The sequence below is a fragment of the Pseudodonghicola flavimaris genome (assembly GCF_030164425.1).
Lineage (GTDB): Bacteria > Pseudomonadota > Alphaproteobacteria > Rhodobacterales > Rhodobacteraceae > Pseudodonghicola > Pseudodonghicola flavimaris.
In genome coordinates, this window is the sequence record NZ_JASNJD010000051.1 from 1 (window position 1) to 1,823 (window position 1,823).

1 protein-coding gene is annotated in these 1,823 nt (G+C 72.0%); it reads left to right on the plus strand.

The window, feature by feature from the left end; translation table 11 throughout:
- Positions 1-1,802, plus strand: a 1,802-nt coding sequence (locus QO033_RS25150) for a calcium-binding protein (protein WP_284483431.1), incomplete at its 5' end; no start/stop codon positions are given.
- Between the last annotated feature and the right edge of the window lie 21 nt (positions 1,803-1,823).

Below are 1,823 nucleotides of genomic sequence, written 5' to 3' on the forward strand. Positions count from 1 at the left end.
AGGTCAGCGGGGATGCGCTGGATGTTGCGGGTGAGGTGAACGGGGGCAATGACGTTCTGAACTTCACCGACAGCCTGACGGCGGCGTCTGCGGGGCTTTTCGGCGATGCGGCGCGGGTCTCGGGCACGGTGGGGGGTGGCCGGGACGAGATCACCGGCACCGGTTTCGCCGATCTGCTGGTCGGCGATGTCGGCCGGGCGGCGGCCGGGGCCCGGGTCACCGGCGGCAACGACACGCTGTTCGGCCTGGCCGGCGACGATGTGCTGATCGGCGACGTCCAGGTGACCGAGGCCGGCGCCACGGTGACCGGCGGCAACGACCGGCTGTTCGGCGGCGCCGACAACGACCGGCTGGAAGGCGGCGGCGGCGATGACGATCTGGACGGCGGCGCCGGCCGCGACGTGATGATCGGCGGCGCCGGCGACGATTTCATGATCATCGCCGAGGCCGGCGACGTGGAGGCGGGCGAGATCTATTTCGGCGGCGCCGACATCGACGATTTCGTGCTCTTCGCCACCGGCCTGGTCGATCTGCGCGCGGTGGAGATCATCGGCATGGAGGGGCTGCGCTTCGGCGGCAGCGCCGATACCGAGGCGGCGCTGCGGTCGTCGCAGCTCCAGCGCGGCGTCTTCGACGTGGAGGCGCTGATCGCGGTCTTCGGCGCCGACGGCCTGCGCGAGACGCTGTCGGTGACGGTGGACGACGGCACCGCCGACCTGAGCGGGCTGCGGTTTCGCAACTGGGAGCGCGGCCTCGACACGGTGCGGATCGACGGCAGTGCGACGGCCGATTTGATCACCGGCTCGCGCAAGGACGACGTGATCCGCGGCGCGGGCGGCGACGACAGCCTGGATGGTTTCGCCGGCCGCGACCGGCTGATCGGCGGGCTGGGCAACGATGTCTATCACGTCAACGGCGGCGATGTGATCGTCGAGGAGGCCGGCACCGGCAGCGGCTTCGACCAGGTGATCTCGACCCGCAGCCTGCGCAGCCTGGCGGAGAATGTCGAACATGCGACCCTGGCCGATGTCGCCAAGGCGCTGGTGGTGCGCGGCAATGACGGCGACAACCTGATCGAGGGCAACCGCTTCGACAACAAGCTCTTCGGCAACGACGGCGCCGACAGCCTGTTCGGCGTCGGCGGCGCCAACCTGCTGTCGGGCGGCGATGGCGGCGACCTGATCACCGGGGCCGAGGGCGGCGACACGCTGCTGGGCGGTCGCGGCGCCGATTTCCTCGACGGCGGCCGCGGCGCCGATCTGATCAAGGGCAATGCCGGCGACGACGAGGCCTTCGGCGGCGACGGCAACGACCGGATCCTCGGCGGCACCGGCGACGATACCCTGGGCGGCGGCGCCGAGGACGACACGCTGCTGGGCGGCGCCGGGCGCGACCGGCTGTCGGGCGATGCCGGGGCCGACCGGCTCGACGGCGGCGGCAAGGACGATATCCTGGCCGGCGGCGCCGGGGCGGATGTGCTGACCGGCGGCTTCGGCGCCGACCGCTTCGTCTTCACCGACAGCGACGGGCCGGAGGTGGATGAGATCACCGATTTCCGCGGCGCCGACACCATCGTGCTGCAGGGCGCCGGCTTCGGCCTGGAGGCCGGGGTGCTGAGCGCCGACGCCTTCGCCTTCATCCCCGGCGCGGCGGCGACGGCGGCGACCCGGATCATCTACAGCGGCATCACCGGAGAGCTGTTCTTCGACGCCGACGGCAGCGGCGCCGGCGCCGCCCGCCAGCTCGCCCAACTCGAACCCGGCCTCGCCCTCAGCGCCGACGACTTCCTCGTCGTCCTCTGATCAAAACCCCGAGGATGGGCG